Annotated in this window: 17 protein-coding genes; 11 read left to right on the forward strand and 6 right to left on the reverse strand. The window is 31.3% G+C overall.

Annotation, left to right across the window (positions count from 1 at the left end; translation table 11 throughout):
* Positions 1 to 99: 99 nt before the first annotated feature.
* Entirely contained in the window at positions 100 to 1,269 is a 1,170-nt protein-coding gene (locus DM444_RS03155) for a proline dehydrogenase family protein (RefSeq protein WP_111283903.1), read from the reverse strand.
* Positions 1,270 to 1,518: 249 nt separating this feature from the next.
* On the opposite strand from DM444_RS03155, the gene aroB reads away from it, so the two are divergent.
* The 5 genes from aroB to recQ all read left to right on the forward strand — a co-directional run bounded on the left by aroB (position 1,519) and on the right by recQ (position 8,038).
* Positions 1,519 to 2,586 (forward strand): 3-dehydroquinate synthase, encoded by a 1,068-nt coding sequence (gene aroB, locus DM444_RS03160; RefSeq protein ID WP_111283905.1) that lies wholly within the window; start codon positions 1,519 to 1,521, stop codon positions 2,584 to 2,586.
* A 305-nt stretch (positions 2,587 to 2,891) separates the two neighbouring features.
* Complete coding sequence (locus tag DM444_RS03165) at positions 2,892 to 4,295, forward strand: type III PLP-dependent enzyme domain-containing protein (RefSeq protein ID WP_111283907.1); 1,404 nt, start codon at positions 2,892 to 2,894, stop codon at positions 4,293 to 4,295.
* Between the two features lie 99 nt (positions 4,296 to 4,394).
* Positions 4,395 to 5,363, forward strand: a complete 969-nt coding sequence (locus tag DM444_RS03170) for a deoxyhypusine synthase family protein (RefSeq protein WP_095931202.1) — start codon at positions 4,395 to 4,397, stop codon at positions 5,361 to 5,363.
* An 8-nt stretch (positions 5,364 to 5,371) separates the two neighbouring features.
* Positions 5,372 to 5,788, forward strand: coding sequence for a DNA primase (locus DM444_RS23570; protein ID WP_162614910.1), 417 nt, complete (start codon positions 5,372 to 5,374; stop codon positions 5,786 to 5,788).
* 135 nt (positions 5,789 to 5,923) lie between these two features.
* Entirely contained in the window at positions 5,924 to 8,038 is a 2,115-nt protein-coding gene (gene recQ / locus DM444_RS03180) for a DNA helicase RecQ (protein WP_111284070.1), read from the forward strand.
* Between the two features lie 171 nt (positions 8,039 to 8,209).
* Here the strand turns inward: recQ and DM444_RS03185 are convergent, their stop codons facing one another.
* The 4 genes from DM444_RS03185 to DM444_RS03200 all read right to left on the reverse strand — a co-directional run bounded on the left by DM444_RS03185 (position 8,210) and on the right by DM444_RS03200 (position 13,129).
* A complete protein-coding gene (locus DM444_RS03185) occupies positions 8,210 to 8,725 on the reverse strand; it encodes a DinB family protein (protein WP_111283909.1) in 516 nt (171 codons plus the stop codon).
* Between the two features lie 12 nt (positions 8,726 to 8,737).
* Positions 8,738 to 11,323: a phosphoenolpyruvate carboxylase gene (locus DM444_RS03190; RefSeq protein ID WP_111283911.1), complete on the reverse strand. Its 2,586-nt coding sequence runs from the start codon at positions 11,321 to 11,323 to the stop codon at positions 8,738 to 8,740.
* Between the two features lie 94 nt (positions 11,324 to 11,417).
* A complete protein-coding gene (locus DM444_RS03195) occupies positions 11,418 to 11,897 on the reverse strand; it encodes an Lrp/AsnC family transcriptional regulator (protein WP_007805990.1) in 480 nt (159 codons plus the stop codon).
* 77 nt (positions 11,898 to 11,974) lie between these two features.
* Entirely contained in the window at positions 11,975 to 13,129 is a 1,155-nt protein-coding gene (locus DM444_RS03200; RefSeq protein WP_111283913.1) for a M14 family metallopeptidase, read from the reverse strand.
* A 313-nt stretch (positions 13,130 to 13,442) separates the two neighbouring features.
* Here DM444_RS03200 and DM444_RS03205 point away from each other — a divergent pair, with 313 nt between their 5' ends.
* Positions 13,443 to 13,895, forward strand: a complete 453-nt coding sequence (locus DM444_RS03205; protein ID WP_111283915.1) for a helix-turn-helix domain-containing protein — start codon at positions 13,443 to 13,445, stop codon at positions 13,893 to 13,895.
* An 84-nt stretch (positions 13,896 to 13,979) separates the two neighbouring features.
* Here DM444_RS03205 and DM444_RS03210 read toward each other — a convergent pair whose 3' ends face one another.
* Positions 13,980 to 14,531, reverse strand: a complete 552-nt coding sequence (locus DM444_RS03210) for a 1-acyl-sn-glycerol-3-phosphate acyltransferase (protein WP_111283917.1) — start codon at positions 14,529 to 14,531, stop codon at positions 13,980 to 13,982.
* A gap of 63 nt (positions 14,532 to 14,594) precedes the next feature.
* Here DM444_RS03210 and DM444_RS03215 point away from each other — a divergent pair, with 63 nt between their 5' ends.
* Genes DM444_RS03215 through DM444_RS03235 form a run of 5 tightly spaced genes read left to right on the forward strand, consistent with a single transcriptional unit; the run spans position 14,595 to position 17,483 of the window.
* Positions 14,595 to 15,260, forward strand: a complete 666-nt coding sequence (locus tag DM444_RS03215) for a spermidine synthase (protein WP_111283919.1) — start codon at positions 14,595 to 14,597, stop codon at positions 15,258 to 15,260.
* Between the two features lie 5 nt (positions 15,261 to 15,265).
* Positions 15,266 to 15,943, forward strand: coding sequence for a peptidoglycan DD-metalloendopeptidase family protein (locus DM444_RS03220; RefSeq protein WP_111283921.1), 678 nt, complete (start codon positions 15,266 to 15,268; stop codon positions 15,941 to 15,943).
* A 6-nt stretch (positions 15,944 to 15,949) separates the two neighbouring features.
* Entirely contained in the window at positions 15,950 to 16,429 is a 480-nt protein-coding gene (locus DM444_RS03225) for a hypothetical protein (protein WP_111283923.1), read from the forward strand.
* An 11-nt stretch (positions 16,430 to 16,440) separates the two neighbouring features.
* Positions 16,441 to 16,965: a hypothetical protein gene (locus DM444_RS03230; protein WP_111283925.1), complete on the forward strand. Its 525-nt coding sequence runs from the start codon at positions 16,441 to 16,443 to the stop codon at positions 16,963 to 16,965.
* A gap of 47 nt (positions 16,966 to 17,012) precedes the next feature.
* Positions 17,013 to 17,483 carry a nuclear transport factor 2 family protein gene (locus DM444_RS03235; RefSeq protein WP_111283927.1) on the forward strand — a complete coding sequence of 157 codons (471 nt, stop codon included), beginning with the start codon at positions 17,013 to 17,015 and terminating at the stop codon, positions 17,481 to 17,483.
* The last annotated feature ends 2 nt before the right edge of the window (positions 17,484 to 17,485 follow it).

Consider the following 17,485-nt stretch of genomic DNA (forward strand, 5'->3'; position numbering starts at 1 on the left):
GTTCTTACAGGTGTTTAATTAAATATATTTGTCTAATAATCTGTATCGATTATTTAGGACTAGTCACTGTAAACTGAAACTGAGACTGAAAACTAAAAATTATTTCTCTTTTCTACGTTTACGTTCTGCTTTAATCATAGATAATTCACGGCTAGTTTGACCAGCAACAGAAGTGTTTTCTTCTGCACGTCGAATCAAGTATGGCATAACATCTTTTACAGGTCCAAATGGTAAGTATTTAGCAACGTTATACCCGTTTTCTGCTAAGTTATAGCTAATATTATCACTCATTCCGTATAATTGTCCAAACCAGATTCGATTATCGTTTTTAGCGATACCTCTCTGCTCCATCATTTCCATCAATTTATAAGAGCTCAATTCATTATGAGTTCCTGCAAAAATGGCCATTTTATCGATATGCTCTAACATATATTGTACAGCATTATCATAATTGATATCAGTAGCTTCTTTAGAAACACAGATTGGAGAAACATACCCTTTTTCTTCAGCTCTTTTGTGTTCTTTTTCCATGTAAGCACCGCGAACTAATTTCATTCCGATATAGAAACCTTCTGCTTTTGCAACTTCATGAAGTTTTTTCAAATAATCTAAACGATCCCAACGATACATTTGTAAAGTGTTGAATACAATTGCTTTTTCTTTATTGTATTTGCGCATCATATCGGTAACCAAATCATCAGCCGCATCTTGCATCCAGCTTTCTTCACCATCAATTAATAATGCTACATCTTTTTTATGAGCTTCACTACAAACTTTATCAAAACGAGCTACCACTCTATCCCATTCTGCTTGTTCTGCAGGAGTAAAAGCTTGTTTTTCTCCTAATTTCTCATATAATTCAAAACGTCCTAAACCAGTTGGCTTAAATACCGCAAATGGAATTGCAAGACGTTCTTTTGCAAAATCTACTGTTCTTAGTGTCATTTCCAAAGCAGCGTCAAATTGCTCCTCTTCTTCTTTTCCTTCAACAGAATAATCCAAAACAGACGAAACTCCTTTTGTAAACATTTTGTCTACAACACTAAGGCAGTCATTTTCGTTTACACCACCGCAAAAGTGATCAAAAACAGTTGCACGAATTAATCCTTCTACTGGTAAATGAGCTTTAATTGCAAAATTAGTTACAGCTGTTCCAATTCTTACCAAAGGCTCGCTGTCAATCATTTTGAAAAGGAAATAAGCTCTATCAAGTTCCGTATCACTTTTAAGTGAAAAAGCAACTTGAGTGTTATCGAATATCTTTTCCATTAAATTTATTTTTTATGCAAATATAGAGAGTGTTTTGAATATTATTCATCAAAAGATATCATATTTTTTAATATCTTTAATCAGACTGCTGTTTATATTAAATTATGAAGTAAATGTTTACCCATTCTTAAAATTAGTTTTATTCTTAATTAGGATATAGATCAGTATTTTAAACAAATTAGCCTTAAAGTTTGAATATTATTAAACTAAAAATGCCTTATTTTTGCGCTTTCAATTAACTAAAGAATTATGCAATCTATTCAAGCCAACAATTATCTCGTACATTTCAACCAGAATGCTTACGAAGCTTTAAATAAACATTTAAGAGAAAATAAATATTCTAATATATTTATAATTGTAGACGATCAAACCAATGAATATTGTCTGTCTAAATTTATTCCTCTTGTTGAAACTGATTTGGCAATTGAAATCATAGAGTTTGAAGCTGGAGAAGCAAATAAGAATATTGAAACTTGTATTGAGATCTGGAATATTTTGACAGAACTTGGTGCCGATAGAAAATCTCTTATTATTAATTTAGGAGGAGGCGTTGTTACTGATTTAGGTGGATTTGTGGCTTCTACTTTTAAAAGAGGTGTAGATTTTATTAATATCCCAACTACTTTATTATCTATGGTTGATGCATCTGTTGGAGGAAAAACGGGTGTTGACTTAGGAAATCTTAAAAATCAGATTGGAGTTATCAATGTACCGCAAATGGTACTAATTGACACAAAATATTTAGAAACTTTGCCGCAAAGCGAAATGCGTTCAGGTTTAGCAGAAATGCTAAAACATGGTTTGATATATGATGCGCCATATTGGAGACAGTTTTCAGATTTAAAATCAATTGTTTTCGATGAATTAGATCAATTAATTTATCGTTCAGTTGAAATTAAAAATGAAATCGTTATTCAAGATCCAACTGAGAAAAATATCCGTAAAGCTTTAAACTTCGGACATACGCTAGGCCACGCTATTGAAGGATACTTCCTAGAAAGCAAAGAAAAAACGACTTTACTGCACGGAGAAGCTATTGCAGTCGGAATGATCTTAGAAAGTTATATTTCTCTTCAAAAAGGTTTAATTTCTCAAGAAGAATACAGAGAAATTAAAACTATAATTAAAGGTATTTATGAGGATATAATTTTTGAAGAAAATGACATCGATCCGATCTTAGAATTGTTAATTCACGACAAAAAAAATGAATACGGTTTAATTCAATTTGCATTAATTGAAGGAATCGGAAAGATAAAAATTAACCAATCCGTTGAAAATAAATTGATTCTAGATGCGTTTCAAGATTATAAATCTTAAACTTTTTTTAATCGAAAGCGTTGCATTTGGTATATTTTATTTTTTACATTTGCCCCATGAAAACAAACAAGCAGCAAAGACAATTTAGCTCTTATAGAAACCGCCTCAACAGTTCTTTACTTAGAATGTTGAATCGTTTTTATAATAGTAAAAGTCCGTTTTGTTTTGATGTTTTCCAATGTTCAAAAGCCGAGCACGAAAAACTGCCGATTATATTTGCCAATATTAGAGTTTGAATTTAAGATTTAGCATAAAAAACACTAAATTTAAAATACAATTACAATCTCTAAAACTTTGACAAATAAATGAATACAAAATATTCTGATCTAATAAACCAAACATACTACTTTCCACAAGAGGAATTTAAATTAAACAAAGACAACTTATTGTTTCACAACATCGATTTGATGAAATTGGTTGAACAATATGGTACACCGTTAAAGTTTACTTATCTGCCTCAGATTTCTGAAAACATAAATAAAGCAAAAGCTTGGTTCAGAAAAGCAATGGAGAAGAACAAATACGACGCAAAATACTACTATTGTTATTGTACAAAAAGCTCTCATTTTGAATATATTATGAATGAAGCTTTCAAGAATAACATTCATATAGAGACATCATCTGCTTTTGATGTTAATATTGTTGAGAATTTGTTGGAAAATGGTAAAATCAACAAAAGCACGTACGTAATTTGTAACGGTTTTAAAAGAGACGAGTACATTACTAACATTGGTAGGTTAATCAATAACGGACATAAAAATACTATTCCAATTATTGATAACTATGAAGAGTTAGATTTGCTTCAAGCAGAAATTAAAGGGAAATTCAAAATTGGAATCCGTATTGCTGCCGAAGAAGAGCCTAAATTTGAGTTCTATACTTCTAGATTAGGTATTGGTTACAAAAACATAGTTTCTTTCTATAAAAAACAAATTCAGGAAAATGATAAATTAGAGCTGAAAATGCTTCACTTCTTTATCAATACTGGAATTAACGATACATCATACTACTGGAATGAGCTTGTAAAATGTATTAAAGTTTACATAGCTCTTAAAAAAGAGTGTCCTACTCTAGACGGCCTTAACATTGGTGGTGGTTTCCCAATTAAAAACTCACTTGCCTTTGAATATGATTATCAATATATGATTGATGAAATTATCAATCAAATTAAAATTGCTTGTGAAGAAGCTGAAGTAGATGTTCCAAATATTTTTACGGAATTTGGATCATTTACAGTAGGTGAAAGCGGTGGTGCAATCTATCAGATTTTGTATCAAAAACAACAAAATGATAGAGAAAAATGGAATATGATCGATTCATCTTTCATTACCACTTTACCAGATACTTGGGCTATAAACAAACGTTTTATCATGCTGGCTATCAACCGTTGGAATGATACTTACGAACGGGTTCTGTTGGGAGGTCTGACTTGTGATAGTGACGACTATTACAACTCTGAGCAAAACATGAACGCCATTTATCTGCCTAAGTATAACAAAGAAAAACCTTTATATATTGGTTTCTTTAATACTGGCGCTTATCAAGAAACAATTGGAGGATATGGTGGTCTTCACCACTGTTTGATTCCGCAGCCTAAACACATTTTAATTGATCGTGACGAAAACGGAATTCTGGCAACTGAAGTGTTCTCAGAACAGCAAACTTCTGACGATGTTTTAAAGATTCTAGGCTACAAAAAAAAGGTGTAAAAAAACGGCAGATTAAGTTCTAATTTTTCTTAAAAATTTCTTAATTTGCATTAACATCCAAAAAGGTTAAACTTTTTAATTCAAAAAAAACAAAAAAAAATGAAAGGACCAATCAGTCAGTTTATTGAAAAACATTATTTGCATTTTAATTCTGCTTCATTAGTAGATGCTGCAAAAGCATACGAGCAGCAATTAGCTGATGGTGCAAAAATGCTGGTAAGTATGGCTGGCGCAATGAGTACAGCAGAAATTGGTAAAATTTTTGCCGAAGTAATCAGACAAGACAAAGTACATATTATTTCATGTACTGGAGCAAATCTAGAAGAAGATATCATGAATTTAGTAGCTCATTCTCACTACGAAAGAGTTCCTAATTATCGTGATTTAACACCAGAAGATGAGTGGGCTTTATTAGAAAGAGGATTAAATCGTGTTACTGACACTTGTATTCCTGAGCATGAAGCTTTCCGTCGTTTACAAAAACACATTTACAAAATTTGGAAAGATGCTGATGATAAAGGAGAGCGTTATTTTCCACATGAGTTCATGTACAAAATGTTGTTATCTGGCGTTTTAGAAGAGTACTATGAAATTGATTTAAAAGATAGCTGGATGTATGCAGCTGCAGAGAAAAACCTACCAATTATCGTTCCTGGATGGGAAGATAGCACAATGGGTAACATCTTTGCTTCATACGTGATTAAAGGTGAATTGAAAGCATCTACTATGAAATCTGGAATTGAGTACATGACTTTCCTTGCGGATTGGTATTCTAAAAACAGTTCAAACGGAATTGGATTCTTCCAAATTGGTGGTGGTATTGCTGGTGACTTCCCTATCTGTGTAGTTCCAATGCTATATCAAGATATGGAAATGCACGATGTTCCATTTTGGAGCTATTTCTGCCAAATTTCAGATTCAACAACTAGTTATGGTTCTTATTCTGGAGCAGTTCCAAATGAAAAAATCACTTGGGGTAAATTAGACATCAAAACCCCTAAATTTATTATTGAATCGGATGCTACAATTGTTGCTCCGTTAATTTTTGCATATTTATTAGATTTATAGAATAATTTATGAAAAGAGTTATAGTAGACTACGCCAAACTTACCAACGAAATTTTAAACCTTTTGGTAGAGAAATTTCCTGATGGTTATGATGATTCGGATGTAATCCGTTTTAGAAATGCTAAAAACGAATTGGTTGAAGCTGTTGAAGTTCGTACTGAAGACACAATTTATTTGGTGAAAATTAGTACTAAACTTGCCGACAGAATTGAAAACTACGATGAAGATGATGATTTAGATGTTGATGTAGATGCAATTGCACCAGTTAAAGGCATAGATCTAGATGAAGATATTAGCAACGACGATGATGACGACGATGATAATCTAGACAAACCTGATAGCGATGGAGGTGATGACGATGATGACGATGATGATGATGACAAAGCCGACACTGATTATGATGAAGAAGAAGACGATGAAGATTAATTCATTTTCTTTAAAATAAATAAAAGGAACTCGATTTGGGTTCCTTTTTTTATGTTTTAATTTAAAGTTTAACCAAAATTTATATTTTTGCATTTGTAAGAATATTTTTATTCATACAGCAGAAATTTTATGCCCATGACTACAGAAATTTTACATACGACATTAAAAGAAAATTTTGGTTTCGAAAAATTTAGACCCAACCAGGAATCTATTATTAATACAGTATTATCTGGACAAGATGCCTTAGCTATTATGCCAACTGGTGGCGGTAAATCGATCTGCTTTCAGCTTCCGGCTTTAATCTTACCAGGAATTACTATAGTGATCTCTCCTCTTATTGCATTAATGAAAGATCAGGTTGACAGTTTAAAAACTAACGGAATTTCGGCTTGTTACATAAATAGTTCACAATCAGCGCAGGAGCAGCAATATTATATAGATAATTTAAAATCTAATAATTTTAAGTTGGTTTATATTGCACCAGAAAGCCTTTCTTATCTTGAAGTTGCGTTTAACGAATTAACAATTAGCTTAATAGCGATTGATGAAGCACATTGTATTTCTTCGTGGGGACATGATTTCAGGCCGGCTTATACTAATTTAGGTTATTTAAAGAGCCGCTTCCCTTCTACTCCAATTTTGGCATTAACTGCTACGGCCGACAAAGCAACTCGTACAGACATAACAAAACAACTGAACTTAAGAAAGCCAAAGACTTTCATTGCATCTTTTGATCGTAAAAATTTGAGTTTAGAAGTCCGCCCAGCTCTAGATCGCGTAAAGCAAATAATTGATTTTATTGAGAACAAACCGAATGAATCGGGAATAATTTATTGTCTTAGTCGAAAAACTACTGAAGAACTAGCTGAAAAATTGAAAAAAAGCGGAATTACTGCAAAAGCTTATCATGCTGGTTTGGATAATGATACACGTGCTAAAACTCAGGATCAATTTATAAATGATGACTGTCAGGTTGTTTGCGCAACAATTGCATTCGGAATGGGAATTGACAAATCGAATGTTCGTTGGGTAATTCATTATAATCTTCCAAAAAATATTGAAGGTTATTATCAGGAAATTGGACGTGCAGGTCGAGATGGTTTGCCTGCAGAAACTGTACTTTTTGAAAGTTATGCAGATGTAATTCAATTGCAGAAATTTGCTTCTGATGGACTTAACTCAGATATTCAGCTTGCAAAATTGGATCGTATGAAACAATATGCTGATGCGGTGAGTTGTCGAAGAAAAATTTTATTATCGTATTTCGGAGAATTGGTAACTGAAAATTGTGGTAACTGTGATATTTGTAAAAATCCTCCAACTTTTTTCGATGGTACGATTCTCGCGCAAAAAGCATTGTCAGCTATTACACGATTAAAGGAATCTGAACCTCTGGCTGTAATTGTAGATTTTTTAAGAGGCTCGAGAAACGCGTATATCTACGAAAAAAATTATCAAGAGCTAAAAACGTATGGAATTGGCGTTGATGTTTCTTGGTACGATTGGAACCAATATCTTATTCAGCTTATTAATTTAGGGTATTGCGAAATTGCTTTTCATCAGCACAATAAAATTCTCCTTACTCCTTTTGCAAAGAAAGTTTTATTTGAAGGAGAAAAAGTAAAACTTACAACTGTAGTTAAAAAGGTAATTGATAAAAACGAGATTAAAGAAACTAAACAAAAAGCAACTAAAAATTCTCTTTTTGAAACGCTAAGAAAATTACGTTATGAAATTGCAGAGGAAGAAGAAGTTCCTGCTTATGTAATTTTTAGTGATGCTTCTTTAAGACAAATGGAAGTTTTAAGACCAATGACCGATGAAGATTTCCTTGCGGTTGAAGGTGTTGGTAAAGCTAAATTAGAAAAATATGGCTCTGAATTTATTAAAGCTATTATTGAATTCCAACGAAATAAATCAGTTGTCAAAAAGGAAAAAAAAGACAATACTTATAAAAAAACGCTGGAATTATTTCAAAATGGAGTTTCAGTTGAAGAAATAGCAGAACAGCGAGATTTGAGTCAAACAACAATTATTTCGCATTTAGCTAAATTATACGTTGACGGCCATGATTTAGATTTAAGTCAATTTGTTTCTGATGATGAAATTCTTCAAATTGAAAAAGCTCATAAAGAATTAGAAAATCCAAATGCATTAAGACCTTACTTTGATTATTTTGAAGAAAAAATGTCTTATGATAAAATTAGATTTGGTTTGGCTTTTTTGGAGAGAAAGAATCAAAAGGTATAAAAGAAAGACTTCGACTTCGCTCAGTCCGACATTTGACATTTAAGATCACTATTGTCAGGCTGAGCGAAGTCGAAGCCCTCGTTTTCAGAAATATCTAAATTATATATAACGACAAACCCGACAGGTTTCTAAAATCTGTCGGGTTTATTTATGCTTAAAAATGTAAGGCTTTTACAAATATCTTTCTTCAAAAATTTTCTGATGATGTTTTTGATGTCCAATCATAACAAAACCTAAAGCGCGAACTGAAATTGGATTATTTGAAGCAGTTCCAATACGTTTAAGCTGTTCTTGAGATAAGCTTTTATAAAACAATAAAGTTGAATGTCTTACAGCAGAAAATTCAGTAAGTAAATCTTGAATACTTCTACTGTTTGAATCTGTATTATCAGCATAATCATTTTCTTCAAAACTTGGCAAAGGCGTTTTATCGTTTCTTGAAAAACGCAAAGCACGATATGCAAAAATTCTCTCAGTATCTATTACGTGCTGAATAATATCTTTGATTGTCCATTTCCCTTCTGCATAACGATAATCAAATTTATCCATCGGAATATTTTGAACAAATCGAATGAATTCATGAAGCGAAATTTCCAAATCTTCAATCAAAATTCCGTCACCAGCTGCTTTTATATAAGTGCCAAAGTGACCTGAATATTCATTATCTAATAATTCTGCTGCTCTCATTTTTATTAATTTTTAAGCTGAATTTCTACTTGCATTCGTATTACCAAATAAAGATCTTGTAACGATTTTCTCGTACACTTTCACTAATTCTTCGTCTGGAGTTTCTTCTTTATTCAACTCATTGATTCTCAATAATGCATATTGCTGAATAGTCAACAAAGGTAAAACTATACGCTCTCTTATCTGAATCGAAGCAATACCATCTGGATAATTTTCCATTAAAGTTTTGTGATCAGCAATTTTTAATAAAAGACGTTTTGTTTCTGAAAACTCGTCATAAATAATCTGCCAGAATTCACCAAATTCAGGATCTTTTCTCATATAAGCTGTCAATGGCAAGAATGATTTTGCTAATGACATCATACTGTTTTCAAGTAAAGTTTTGAAAAATAAAGAATTGTGATATAAATTACTCACTTTATCCCATTGTCCTGTTTCTTCAAAATGTTTTAAGGCTGACCCTACTCCGAAGAAACCTGGAACGTTTTGTTTTAACTGGCTCCATGAACCAACGAATGGGATTGCTCTTAAATCAGCAAAATCTAAGGATTCTGATTTGCTTCTTTTTGACGGTCGGCTTCCAATGTTAGTTTTTGAGTAATATTTCAGCGTACTCATTTTTTCTAAGTACGGAATAAACTTTGGATGATTCTTGAAACTTAAGTATTTCTCATAACCTAAATTAGCTAAATCCGTTAAGATTTGAGTTTCATCTGCTGTCAATTCATTTTTCTCTTTACTAAATACTTGATTTGTAACACCTGCACTCAATAAGTTTTCAATATTATAACGACAAGAGTCTAAAGTTCCAAAATTAGAGCTAATAGTCTGACCTTGAACAGTTATCTGAATCTCATTGTTTTCAATTTTTGGTCCTAAAGAAGCATAGAATTTATGTGTTTTTCCACCGCCACGAGCTGGAGGCCCACCACGTCCGTCAAAGAAAATCGCTTTAATTCCGTATTCTCTAGAAATTTTAGTCAACGAAATTTTAGCTTGATAAATACTCCAGTTAGCCATTAAATATCCACCATCTTTAGTTCCGTCAGAGAAACCAAGCATAATTGTCTGTTTGTTTCCTCTTGCTTTCAGATGCTTAGAATATTCTGGATTTGTATACAATTGCTCCATAATAGAATGAGCATTTTGTAAATCATCTACAGATTCAAAAAGCGGAATAATATCAACAGTTGGATTTTCCCAATTATTCAAACGAATCATTGCAAAAGTTTCCATCACGTTCAATGCACTTTCGTTATTACTAATAATATAACGATTAGCACCTTCTTCACCATTGTTTTGCTGGATGGTTTTAATCGCTTGAATTGATTCTAAAGTATATCTTGTAATTTCATTTTCGAAATCACTTGGATTTAAATTCCCTTTTACTTTCGATAAAACATCAATTTTTTGATTTTCTGTTAATTCGAAATAATTCTTTGGAAAAACATCGGAACTAGAGTTCAAATAATAATTTACGACATCTTTGAAAACTGCATTATGAATTTTACTATTTTGGCGAATATCTAAAGTCGCAAAATGGAATCCGAATAGATTGATTTTTACTAAAAAAGCTTCCAATTCATCCAAGTATAAAGACTGATGTTTTTCAATAATTATAGTTCGGATCTTATTTAACTGCGTCAATAATTCCTCTAAAGTGATGAAAATATCACCTTTAGAATAAAATACAGAACGGTAAAGTTTATTTTCAAGTTCAGCTACTAAAGTGTCTACACCTGAGAAAGTTAACTTACGTTTTAGATTTCTCATTTCTACGTAATAACATTTCAAAATTGAAGTACGCAAACGGTCCGCAACTTTAAGGGTAATATCTGTAGTTACAAAAGGATTACCGTCACGGTCACCTCCAGGCCAGAAACCTAATTTGATCAATTGATTCTGAATTGGATTTCCTTCTAAAATATTTTTTTGAAGATAATGTACAATTTCTCCAGCTGTAGCATAAAATACATTTTCTAAGTACCAAATTAAACTTACCGCTTCATCATAAGGATTTGGTTTCTCTTTCTGAATGAAAGGGGTTTTTCCTAATTGAGCCAGTAATTGTTTAATCTGAAGTAGATTGTTTTGACGAATCGCTTCTGTCAAATCATTTATAATACCTAATACAGGTCCAGGGTAAAACTGAGTTGGATGCGCTGTTAAAACCGTACGAACATTGAAATTTTCCAGAAATTCACTTAGTTCGTCATCTTTTTCTTTAGCATCCGATTTTTCCTTGATATCTCTTAAAGATCCGCGTCCTTCCATGTTATTAACTTCTGGAAAAGCAGCATCTTCAATGGCGTCAAATAATACGATTTGGCGTTCTATATATTGAATAAATCGAAACATAAGATCGATTTTTTCTGCTTCAGAAGTATTATTTAAAAATTTATTTGAGAAAAAATCAACAATTTCTTTTGGTGTTTCCTGTTTTTTAAAGCCTGTTTCGCAAGTTTCTGTAAATAAAGGAAGTAAAACTCCTGTATTATCTATAGAATCAAAAGGCAATGTTATGAAAACACTATTATAAATGTGATATTTTGAAAGAACGTCTTGATTAAAACGTTCAATTTTTGGCAACGTATACATAAAATCGTGTTATAGTTGGTTGGTTAATTGGTCATAAAAAAACCCCAAGAATAAACTTGAGGTTATATTTTAATATAGCATTCAAGAAAAGTTCTTACATATTTTTGAAAATAGTATGCATCAAACGCTTCTTATCGTTAATACTTTCCTCTAATGAGATCATTGTTTCTGTTCTGTAAACACCTTCAATATCGTCGATCATGAAGATAACTTCTTTCGCGTGTTTAGTATCTTTTGCTCTAATTTTGCAAAAGATGTTGAATTTTCCTGTAGTAACAGAAGCTACAGTTACGAATGGAATTTGATTGATTCTTTCTAATACAAATTTAGTTTGAGATGTATTATTAAGGAAAACCCCAACATAAGCAATAAATGAATAACCTAATTTATCGTAATCTAAGGCTAATGAAGATCCCATGATAATACCGGCATCCTCCATCTTTTTTACTCTAACGTGTACTGTACCAGCAGATATCAATAGTTTTTTTGCAATGTCAGTAAACGGAACTCTCGTATTGTCTATTAACATATCTAAAATCTGGTGATCTACTTCATCTAAACGAAATTTACTCATAATTGTTTAATTAATATTACTAATTGCTATTACAAAGTATAAAATTATATATAAAAAACAACAAATTCACATAAAAATTAACTTTTTATTAATCCGTTAACAAATTTAACATTTTTATTTAAATAAAAATTTGCTTTCTGACCCGTTTTTGGAAAATTTTGGAAATCGTCCGAATATTCTGCACCCTTTGCGTCGTATTCATAATGACCAAAATAATTTTCCAACTCGCCTACTTCAACTATGTAAGCGTTAAAATGAATCTTATTTTCGATTAATTCTTCTTTGTATTGAGCGACAAAATTCGTAATAATTTCGATACCATCATAATTTATTTTGACATTTTTATACATAAAATCATAAAAAACCACATTATTTTGTGAAATATTCAAATATTCACCAAATCTATTATCAACTAAATCGTTTTCGGAAATTAGTTTAAAGCTCAAAATTAACGCGAAAAATATGTATTTACGGGTGATTTCCCTTTCATAGTCCCCTGGATAGTGTCCAGCCTCAAATAAGATCGTAGGAGCTCCTAAAAACTGAAAAGTATCTCCAATGCAATTAATATTGAAAGAATCATCAAAACGTCCAACTTGCCCTGGAATGTATTTTTGAAGCTCTTCATTTATTCCTGCAATTATATTTATTGCTTTCTGTCTCACATCATTAACATCTCTTTCTTCATTATAAGATGGTGCTAAAAATGAAACAGTTGCCGGTTTTCCAGTAGTTCCAGCTCCAAATATAGTACGCTGATCATGAAGGTTGAAGCAAAAATCTGGCTTAAAAGTTTCGAAAACTTCTCTTAAAACATTGCTTTCTGGTTGAGTCAAATTTTGAGAATCTCGATTTAAATCAATTTCATTTGCATTAGCACGAGTATATAATCTAGCGCCATCTGGATTTAGAATTGGAATAGCATAGAATGTAAAGGTACTAAGTAATTGTTTTGCTAAATCCGTATTGTCATTTAATAAATTAATGAAATCAAATAAAGCTTTTGTTGTTGTACTTTCATTTCCGTGCATTTGTGACCACAGATATACGCGTGTTTTTCCTTTACCAATTTGATAACTATATATAGGTTCGCCTAAAACTGATTTACCAATAACTTGTACTTGGTTGTCTGTATTTAGTTTATCCAAAAGAGGCTGAATATGGTCTAAAGTCAGATATCTGCCAGATATTGAGTTTTCTTTGTACTGTATAAAAAGTTGTTCTAAATTCATTGCGTTTTCGATTGGTTTACAAAAGTAAACATCTTTATTTTTACAATTGTAAACTATCGAAAAAGTTAAGAATTTAAAATTGTAAACAATATTTTAAAGATTTTATTAGCTAAGCATATAACTTATTTCAGCACAACCAATTAATTAGATAATTACATATTAAGTGATTCTTTTTCAATTATTTAATAAGTATCATTTGACATATAAATTTAACATAAAAGTATACTATGCTTAAAATTGAAACATTAAAATTGTATCGCATTGTATTTTTATTTACATTTGTAAATAGACTATTTTAAAACAAAAATTTACAATGGTAAACATAGACGATTTTGTAAAAAGACTTGAAACTATACTAGATTATTATGGTTTAAATGCCTCTGCATTTGCCGATAAAATTGGTGTACAGCGTTCTAGTATGTCTCACCTTTTATCAGGAAGAAACAAACCAAGTTTAGATTTTGTAATGAAAATTCTAGAAGTTTTTCCTGATGTTGACTTATATTGGATTTTGATTGGAAGAGGAAATTTTCCTAAAAATAGTGATGACGAAATTCGAGAAAATTCAAAAGACTTAACTCCTATTCAATCTAACGAAAATTCTGGTGGAGATTTATTTTCTGCTACAGAAATAAATGAAGAAGAAAAAAGAGAAATAAAAAAATCATCCCTTCCCAAAAATGTAAATTTTAGTTTAGAAGACGATGATATTGATAAAATTGTGTTTTTCTATAAAAATGGTACTTTTAAAGCCTATTCTCCATGACGCAAAAATTAGAGCGTATTTGACTCTTTGTCCAGAAAATTTTCAAATATGCGATTCTCGCGCGTTTGGAAAAAATCTAAAAAATCACAGTTTTACGCCATTTTCAGGGATTTTGCCTAAAACTCCTTCATAATGTTTTTTTAAGATTTCAAAATCGGCTTCATAATTTCCAGTTGGATAAAATAGTGTTCCAAGATTTACTTCTTTTTTACCCCAATCAAAAGCTACGGGAACAATTGGCACATTAGCTTTAAGCGCTATAAAATAAAATCCAGTTTTAATTTCTTTTACTTCTTTTCTAGTCCCTTCTGGAGCAACGGCTAAACGGAAGATTTCTTTTCTATCAAAAATAGCTGCAATAGAATCTACTTTGTTTAATCCGCCGGAACGATCTAAAGGTTCGCCTCCAACATTTCTAAAATAATACCCAAAAGGGAAACGAAACAATTCTTTCTTTCCTACCCAATTCATTTGTAGTCCAGAAATTCCTCGCGTAAAAAGTCCTATATAAAAATCGTGATTACTTGTATGAGGCATCACCATAAGTATACATTTTTTTACTTCAGCATTTTCTATTCCTACTATTTTCCAGCCCATTAGCTTAAAAAATATGAATTTGTACAATAGTTTTTTCATTAAAAATTTAATATTTGGTGCAAATTAAAGATTTAATGGTAAATTTGAGTAAAAGCATTCAAAATGATTCAAAAATTTTTCAGTTATATAATACCAATAAAAATATTTAAAAAGAAATCAGCCAGAAGTAAAATGATCGAAGTCACTTGGGCAAATGGAGAATTAGTTTTGGATACTGAAAACACAAATTATTCATACGGAAGTTTACAGCGTATATTAAGGTACGGACTTCGAAATATCGGTTACGACAAAATTTTAGAAATGGAACACATTTTATTATTAGGAGTTGCCGGCGGAAGCGTTGTTAAAACATTGGTAAACGAAATAGAATATAACGGAAAAATAACTGGTGTAGAAATAGATCCAGATATGATTCAGGTTGCAAATGAGTATTTTAACCTTAATCAAATTAAACAATTAAAAGTTGTTATAGACGATGCATTTGAATTTGTTTTAAAAACAAAAGATAAGTACGATCTCATAATAATTGATATTTTTGAAGATACAAATATGCCAAACTTTTTGTTCGAAAAGTTTTTTGTAGATAGAATATGTACGCTTTTAAAAGATAATGGTGTTGTATTGTTTAATACCATGATTTTAGATGAAGCGCACAATGTCAGAAACAGAAAATATGTTTCTGAAGTAAATCCAAAAATGTTTAAAACCAAAATGCTGCCTCGCATTGAAGTTCACAACGAATTAATAATTATAAATAAAGTAGCTTAAATTCCATGAAACCCCTTGCCTCTATCTTAAACGCCTTACCACCTACTAAAGTTATTGATGAAACAATTAGTATTTCAGAATATACTCCGTTAAATCTATCGGTTTCAAATCAAGATCTAATGAATTCTAAGTTAGATACTTCAGAAGATTTTGAAAAATATATTTCGAATTATTTAAAAGAGAACAACGCCAAAGTTGCTTTTGGCGGTTATATTGAAGGACGTTTTTTATACCAAAGAAGTCCCATTTTTTTGAATGCTACAAAACCTGAACGAAATATTCATATTGGTTTAGATTTATGGGCAGAAGCTGGGACAATAGTTCTTGCCGCATTAGATGGCAAAGTACATAGCTTTAAAAACAATATTGGTTTAGGCGATTATGGCCCAACTATAATATTAGAACATGAAGTAGATAATGAGAAATTTTATACTTTATACGGACATTTATCGTTAGAAAGTATAGAGAACTTAAAAATCGGAGACCATTTTAAAAAGGGTGAAAAGATTGCAACTTTAGGAAATGCCTCAGTCAATGGAGATTATGCGCCCCATGTCCATTTTCAAATCATCCATAAAATTGAAGATTATTGGGGAGATTATCCTGGTGTCTGCAATACAAAAGACCTTAACTTTTACATTGAAAATTGTCCCGATCCTAACTTATTATTAAAAATTACTTAAATAGTTATGAAGAAAGCAGGATTGATTATATGTTTGTTATTATTATTAATTGGATGTAAATCGAAAACGGTAAGTAGAGATACAGAAGATTTAAAAATAAAAAAAGTTTCTGGAGCAGAAGTAAATGCAAATCAGCAGCGTAAAGCGTACGATTTAGGAAAGAGAGTTTTAGAAACGTGTAATACTTCAAAATTTAAACCTTTTAATGAAACTGAAGTAACTAAATCGGTTATGGAAAATACAACGGAAGAACGTTTAACCAAAACCTGCCAAAGATTTAGACAGTATTACGGAAGTTTTATAGATTTAAAATTAGATGGAGTTTACAAAACCAAACATGAAGTCATTTACCGCTACCACGCATTGTACAGCAAAAAAGTTGCCAATAAAGAATTGCGAATTTTTGTAAATGAAGACAACCTCATTTCTGCCATAAAATCAATGGATTGGGATGAAAAATTTGATGCCAAATTAGCCGATCAATAAATACTATATATATGAATTTTAAACTACCACTACTTCTGTTATTATTTATTTCAACTTTTGCTTCAGCACAGCAAACTATAAGCGTAAAAGGTTCAGCTCCTTATCCAGCGACACAAGAATATACTTTTATTTGCGAAAAATATGCTTACTCTGGCGAAATTAATGTTCAAATAGCTAAAACGGAAAAAGGAGGTGTTTTAAAACTAACCGTTTCTACAGCAAGCGACAAAGCAAAAATTGCTGGTGGCGTTTATGTCGATTTGACAAATGCAGATGTTATTGCATGTACCGACAAAAATGTAAAAGAATCTGCAGACGGCAAAACAACTGCTTACTATTATTTTACACCTGCGGAATGGCTGAAGCTTAAAAAGACTGATATTTATGCGATAAGATTCATAATTGCTGGTGGACCAGATATTTCAGGAAATCTAACAGGACATTTTACAGCTTACAGTAAAGTGAAATATTTTTCAACTGCATTTGATAAGTCTAAAAAAACATTTGATACAGCAAAAGAAATTAGTGTTTTATAATGATTTTTTAATCTAATAAATCTTATATTTAACATAAATATTTTTTTATGAACGCAAATGAAGCCTTAATCACAAAGTTTTATACCGCTTTCGCTAACGCTGATGCAAAAACGATGAGCGAATGTTATCATCCAAAAGTTCATTTTATCGATCCCGCTTTTGGTTTATTAAAAGAAGAACAGGTTTCAAAAATGTGGGAAATGCTGCTTTTAAAAAGTAAAGGAAATTTAAAAATTGAATTTTCTAATGTAAAAGCAGATGATTCAACTGGTTCTGCAAATTGGACGGCAACTTATAATTTTAGTAAAACCAACAGAAAAGTGATCAATAAAATAAGCGCCGAATTTGTTTTTCAAGATGGCTTAATTATCAAACATACAGACAATTTTGATGTATGGAAATGGTCAAAGCAAGCCTTTGGAACAACAGGTTATTTACTTGGCTGGACAGGATTTTTCCAGAAAAAAGTACAGACGCAGGCTTTGTTATCACTCCAAAAGTTTCAAGAAACCAAATAATA

Origin of the sequence: Flavobacterium ginsenosidimutans (assembly GCF_003254625.1) — a bacterium.
GTDB classification, from domain to species: domain Bacteria; phylum Bacteroidota; class Bacteroidia; order Flavobacteriales; family Flavobacteriaceae; genus Flavobacterium; species Flavobacterium ginsenosidimutans.